Source organism: Dyella ginsengisoli, from assembly GCF_044904665.1.
Lineage (GTDB): Bacteria > Pseudomonadota > Gammaproteobacteria > Xanthomonadales > Rhodanobacteraceae > Dyella_A > Dyella_A ginsengisoli.
The window spans coordinates 655,317-661,372 of sequence record NZ_JADIKM010000003.1; the positions used below are offsets into that span (position 1 = coordinate 655,317).

At 64.0% G+C, this 6,056-nt stretch carries 4 protein-coding genes and 1 pseudogene; 2 read left to right on the forward strand and 3 right to left on the reverse strand.

The genetic code is table 11. The features are described 5' to 3' along the window. Positions 1–155: 155 nt before the first annotated feature. Positions 156–467, forward strand: a complete 312-nt coding sequence (locus ISP17_RS13220; RefSeq protein ID WP_404633862.1) for a hypothetical protein — start codon at positions 156–158, stop codon at positions 465–467. A gap of 364 nt (positions 468–831) precedes the next feature. Next, positions 832–1,308, forward strand: coding sequence for a glycosyltransferase family 9 protein (locus tag ISP17_RS13225; RefSeq protein WP_404634318.1), 477 nt, complete (start codon positions 832–834; stop codon positions 1,306–1,308). 133 nt (positions 1,309–1,441) lie between these two features. On the opposite strand, the gene ISP17_RS19525 is transcribed toward ISP17_RS13225, so the two are convergent. The 3 genes and pseudogenes from ISP17_RS19525 to ISP17_RS13235 all read right to left on the reverse strand — a co-directional run bounded on the left by ISP17_RS19525 (position 1,442) and on the right by ISP17_RS13235 (position 4,965). After that, entirely contained in the window at positions 1,442–1,660 is a 219-nt protein-coding gene (locus ISP17_RS19525; protein ID WP_449757874.1) for an integrase core domain-containing protein, read from the reverse strand. Then, positions 1,637–1,830 (reverse strand): annotated as a pseudogene (locus tag ISP17_RS19530) (transposase); the annotation flags it as partial. The gene ISP17_RS19525 and the pseudogene ISP17_RS19530, both read right to left, overlap by 24 nt. Positions 1,831–1,962: 132 nt before the next feature. Continuing rightward, the gene (locus ISP17_RS13235; RefSeq protein WP_449757872.1) at positions 1,963–4,965 is read right to left on the reverse strand and encodes a tandem-95 repeat protein; all 3,003 of its coding nucleotides are present in this window, start codon (positions 4,963–4,965) and stop codon (positions 1,963–1,965) included. Positions 4,966–6,056: the final 1,091 nt, after the last annotated feature.

A 6,056-nucleotide genomic window follows, 5' to 3' on the forward strand; every position in this document is an offset into this window, starting at 1 on the left:
TCTGTCAGAACCTCAATCAGTTCCCCCTGGGACGATTCTCGCATCCGCCCCTCGCTGTGCCAAGCGATTAAAAGCAGGCAGATGGGTACCGCTGGGGTTGATGCTGTATGCTCACCGGCTCCGGGCGGAGCCCGGTTGTATTGTCAGGGGGGAGCATGAAGCGTTTTTTGGTAGCGGCCTTGGTTGCGGTCATGCTGTCGGCTTGCCGAACCACCGGTGAAAAGATCGTTCACCTAGGTCCGGGGAGCGATAGGGCTGACGTGCTGCTTGAGCTTGGTCGTCCCGATGCCTTGCGTGTAGTCGACGACTATCAGGTCTACACCTATCTAGGTCGGCATCGTAAACGCCGTTCGCTGTTCCACACCGATTACACCGTGATCCTCAAAGATGGGAAAGTGGTTGAGTTCGGCCCTGGTCGCGCCCAGCGTGAAGGGCTGCACAGTATCGCGATAGTGCCAGCGGACTGAGGTTTCGGGAGTGCCGGGCGGGTGGTCGCCGCATTCTCTTATAACGCGGCGGTCCATCGGGGGGCGGCTAGATGGGCATGTCCATCTGACACGGCGTCTTGGCGACAGCATCCATGCCTATGCCGTGATGCGCGCCATGGCCGCGCAGGGTAGGGCGGATCATTTTGTCGCGTTCGCTCCGTTTGCTCGCATCTTCGGCGCGGGTCCTCTGCCCGTTGTGGAGAGCATCCGCGGTACCGAATGGCACACGAGTACCCCACACTCTTTCCGGGGCCCGCGTCATGGCGAACACGTGCGAGACACCATGGCGCGCGCCGCCGGAGTCGAAAGCACCGATCTGCGCGTTCGCCTGCAGTTCCCACCAATGCCACCCACTGACCGCCCATACGTGGTGATCTGCCCGCATGCGGGCGCGTATTACAAGGAGTGGTCGCCACATCGATGGGCGCCTCTGATCGCGAATCTGCTCGGTTTTGGGTTACGCGTCTATATCTGTGGGGCACCCAACCGCCCCCCCATACCGGCGCCGGATGGCGCCATATTCTTCGACCTCGATCTAGTGGGCTTGGCAGGCATCGTTGCAGGCGCCCGCGCTGTCATCGGTCTGGATAGCGGGCCACTGCATCTAGCCGATGCACTGGGCGTGCGCACTATCGGTCTCTTTGGCGCCACGCATGCGAAAACTTATGGGCCGTATGGTGCTTCGCCACAACTAATCTTCGCGCATGCGCACGCTGATCGGTGCGCCCATACGGCGAGGCATATACCGGGAGGTATGGCGGATCTGGCTGTCGAGTACGAGCGCATAACGCATGCCATCACCGACACACAATCCCGTTAACGACTTGCTACCAATGGAACAACAAGTACGCCGGCATGGATGTGTCCCAGCTGCGGCGACGTCTTTCCGCGTTGAGTAACGGGACGGTTTGGAGTTAGGGTTCATCGTAACTGCTTCGCATAGGCGGCGGGCGTCAGCCCGCACAAAGCCTCCTTCGCTCGCTCCTCGTTGTTATTTCCCGCCGACAGCGTTCGATCTCGGCGCGTGCGTACAGGAGACTGGGAAACCAGTGCCGCAGGCATTCCCCGCGCAGGCAGCCGTTGAACGATTCGATGTACGCGTTCTGGTTCGGCTTCCTCCGTTCGATCAACCGCAGCTGCACGCCATTTTTTCGCAGAGCGTCCTTGATCACCTCGTTCTCGAGGACCTGCTCGGCCAAGAGCTTTTCAGCCGCCCATTCTCCGTCTCCAACTCCTTCAGACGCCTGGCCTCCGGCACGCTCATGCCGCCGAACCTGCTGCGCCACAAGTACGAGAAGGCCTCACGGAAGCCGTGTTTGCGGCAAAGCCCTGTCACCGGCATGCCGACTTCCGCCTCACGCAGGAAGCCGATGATCTGTTCTTCGGAAAAACACTTCTTCACGTCCAATCCCCTTCGGATGGGGGATTGGACTCCAAACCCCAGCGCCACCTCAAAAGTGGGGAGCGTCTGCAATCAATGCGGTTTCTTCACCTTTAAGCCTGAAAGCCTGGCCAGGTCATCCAGGCTGACCGGCGGTTCATCGAACAGGTTGCCCCACCAATCGCCGCCGGTGTGGCCGGCGCCATGGTTGCTTGTCTCGGCCTGGGCGTTCCAGTCGAGTGCGGGCGGAGGCGTCTGCCGATCATCACTTTGCGGCCAGGTTGATGGGTCCCGACGGTTCACCAAGATGTAGCCGTAACCCGTCTTGCCGCTGTCGAAGGCCTGCGGTCCGGATTGCACCAACACGGTCGCCTGATGGCTGCAATCGCCGTCGCCGTCGCTATCGTCGTCGTGGTAGCTCACTTCGAGAGTGATGGTGGCCGTGCTGCTGAGCTGGCCATCACTCACGGAGTAAGTGAATGTGTCAGTGCCGGTGTAGCCGCTGGCGGGAAGGTAGGTGTAGCTGCCGTCGTCGTTGCGGCTCAGGCTGCCGTGTGCCGGGTTGGCTAGCGACAGGGTTAGTGCGTCGCCGTCGACATCGTGGACCAGATCGTCGAAGTCGATCCGTACGCTGCCGTCTTGGCGCACGAAAAGGCGTACATCACGTGCGGTCGGGGCATCGTTGACCGGAGTGACAGTGATCGTGACGGTGGCCAGGTTGGAGCCGTCCAGATCGTCCCAGTCGCGGTAGGTGAACTGGTCGGTGCCGGACCAGTTCGGGTCCGCCAGGTAGGTCCAGGTGCCGTCGTCGTTATGGCACAGGCGGCCGTGCTCCGGACCGCGGACCACGAAGGCCTCCAGCGCATCAGCATCGGCATCCGTGTCGTTGGCCAGGGCGTCGATCTTCACCGGGGTGTCTTCGGCGGTGGTGATCGCGTCGTCCTTGGCCGCCGGCGGGTGATTGGCCGTAACGGTAAGGGTCACCGTCGCCAACTGCGAATCGAGCTGGCCGTCGTTGGCGCGGTAGGTGAAGCTGTCCGTGCCCACGTAGCCGCAGGCGGCGGTATAGCTGAAGGTGCCGTCGCTGTTACGGGTCAGCCAGCCGTGCTCGGGACCATCAACCAGCACGCTGGTCAGGTCGGTGCTGTCCACATCGGTGTCGTTGGCCAGCACGTCGATGACGACGGTCTTGAACGTACGCACGGTGACGTTGTCGTCATGCGCGACCGGGGCGTCGTTCACCGGAATCACCGTCACCGACAGCTTGGCCGTGGTGCTGGCCGTATTGCCGTTGGCGCTCTCGGTGCTGGTAGCTTCCACGCCGAGGGTGATCTGGCCATTGAAGTTGAGTGGCGGCAGCAGGGTCAGCGTGGCCAGGTTCCAGTCGGTGATGTCGACCTGCGTGGCATTCGCCGTGGCCGTAAAGCTGTGTGTGCCATCGCTCAAGGTGGCGCCGACGGGCAGGGCGCTGATTGCCACCGCCAGGACTTCGGAGCCGTCGGTGTCGGTCAGCGCCGCTTGCACCTGCGAAAGCGGAACGGCTGTGTCTTCCAGCCCGGTGTTGCTGGGCAGGGTTTCGGTGAGCGCGATGTTGTCGATCATCGCACCGCGGCCGTTGGCGTCCCGCTTGGTCGCCTCGGTGACGATGCGGATGGTCTGCTTACCGCCGGTGCCGACAAAGCTGTAGTGCAGGTTTTGCCAGTTCAGCGCGTTGTCCGGGCTGGTGCTGGCGTAATGGGCAAGCAGCACACCATCGACGTAGATGCCGATCGCGGTGTAGTCGGTGCTGTAGCCGATGCGGCCGGCGTAATCGAGGCTGAGCGTATAGGCGGCGCCGGCCACGGTGTCCACGCTGCGCTCAATGCCCAGGGTCTGGTGACCTTCGCCTTGTGCGTCGTTGAGTTCCAGCCAGTTGTTGCCACCGTCGGTGGCCGCGTGAACGACTTGCGGGCGTCCGTGCGGGCCGTGCATGCGGTCTCCATCGGACCAGACCTCGAAGCCGTTCCAGCCGCCCTCAGTCGGGTCGCTGCTGGTGATATTGGTCCAGCCGTCCAGCGTTTCCTCATGCACCAGGGTGGAGGTGGGGCTGCGGTTGTCGACGTCCTCCCAGTCCGTGCGGAACAGCTCATGGGTCTGACCCGGCACGTCGGTCAGGGTGAGGATCGGCTTGTCGGCCACCGGGGTGATGTCGACGGTCAGGCTGGCGGTGTCGCTGTAGAGCTCGCCGTCGTAGCCCTTGAAGTCGAAGCTGGCGTAGTGCTGCTTCATATTGCCCGTGCCCGGGGCGCCGAAGCCGCTGAAACCCGAGGCGTTGGCGGCCGGTGCGAAGCGCAGCTTGCCGGCGTCGATGTCCGCCTGTGAGAACTGCTGGTCGACCGTGACGGCATGCCATGCCGCACCGTCGTAGCTCTGCAGCAGGCCGTCCTGGGGCAGGCTGGCGATGCTGACCCACAGCGTGGTGCTGTCGATGTCGCTGATGTGGAAATCCTGCCAGCTGAAGACGTATGGCGTGTCTTCGAGGCCGCTGACGTTGCTGGCCTGCGCCACGGGCGGATCGTTGACCGGCGTGACGTTGACCGCGAGCGTGCGGGCAGTCGGGTCGGTATCGACACCGCCGTTGGCCGTGCCGCCGTCATCCTGCACCTGGAAGGTAAAGCGGGCGTAGTTGTCGCCGTTGGCGTTGGGCGCGGCAATGAACTGCAGCAGGCCGGCGCTGATCTCGGCGGCCGAAATTCGCTGCCCGCTGACGATGGCCTGACCGTTCAGGGTGAAGCTGCCGTCCTGAGGCAGGTTGTCGATGATCACGGCGGCCAGGGCATTGGCCGGATGGTCACTGCTGTCACTGAAGCCGAAATCAGCCAGACCGAAGACGTACGGGGTGTCTTCCAGCGTGGTGACGGTGCTGTCGGCCCCCAACGGTGCATCGTTCACCGAGGTGACATCCAGGGTCATCGTGCGTGCGGTCGGGTCGGTGTCGATGCCACCATTCGCGGTGCCGCCGTCGTCCTGCACCTGGAAGGTGAAGCTGGCGTAACCCGCACCGTTGGCGTTGGCCGCCGGTACGAACTGCAACAGCCCGGCGGTGATATCAGCCACCGTGATGCGCTGGCCNAGGCGTTGGCCGGGGTGTCGCTGCTATCGCTGAAGCCGAAGTCGGCGACGCCGAAGACGTACGGGGTGTCCTCCAGCGTGGTGACGGTGGTGCTGGTGCCTGTGGGGGCGTCGTTCACCGAGGTGACATCCAGGGTCATCGTGCGTGCGGTCGGGTCGGTGTCGATGCCACCATTCGCGGTGCCGCCGTCGTCCTGCACCTGGAAGGTGAAGCTGGCGTAACCCGCACCGTTGGCGTTGGCCGCCGGTACGAACTGCAACAGCCCGGCGGTGATATCAGCCACCGTGATGCGCTGGCCGCTGACGACCGCTTGACCGTTGAGCATCAGGTTGCCTGCCTGCGGCAGGTCACCCAGGATCACCGCGGCGAAGGCGTTGGCCGGGGTGTCGCTGCTATCGCTGAAGCCGAAGTCGGCGACGCCGAAGACGTACGGGGTGTCCTCCAGCGTGGTGACGGTGGTGCTGGTGCCTGTGGGGGCGTCGTTCACCGAGGTGACATCCAGGGTCATCGTGCGTGCGGTCGGGTCGGTGTCGATGCCACCATTCGCGGTGCCGCCGTCGTCCTGCACCTGGAAGGTGAAGCTGGCGTAACCCGCACCGTTGGCGTTGGCCGGGGTGTCGCTGCTATCGCTGAAGCCGAAGTCGGCGACGCCGAAGACGTACGGGGTGTCCTCCAGCGTGGTGACGGTGGTGCTGGTGCCTGTGGGGGCGTCGTTCACCGAGGTGACATCCAGGGTCATCGTGCGTGCGGTGAGATCGGTATCGACGCCACCGTTGGCGGTGCCGCCGTCGTCCTGCACCCGGAAGGTGAAGCGGGCATAGCCCGCACCGTTGGCGTTGGCCACCGGAGCGAACTGCAACAGCCCGGCGGCGATGTCAGCCACCGCGATGCGCTGGCCGCTGACGACCGCCTGACCGTTGAGCGTCAGGCTGCCGGCCTGCGGCAGATCACCCAGGATCACCGCGGCGAAGGCGTTGGCTGGGGTGTCGCTGGTATCGCTGAAGCCGAAGTCGGCCACGCCGAAGACGTACGGGGTGTCTTCCAGCGTGGTGACGGTGGCGCTGGTGCCCGTGGG

Excerpts from the sequence above, each read along its gene's own strand:
- ISP17_RS13220 (WP_404633862.1), top strand. The coding sequence starts at position 156 with ATGAAGCGTTTTTTGGTAGCGGCCTTGGTTGCGGTCATGCTGTCGGCT.
- ISP17_RS13225 (WP_404634318.1), top strand. The coding sequence starts at position 832 with ATGCCACCCACTGACCGCCCATACGTGGTGATCTGCCCGCATGCGGGC.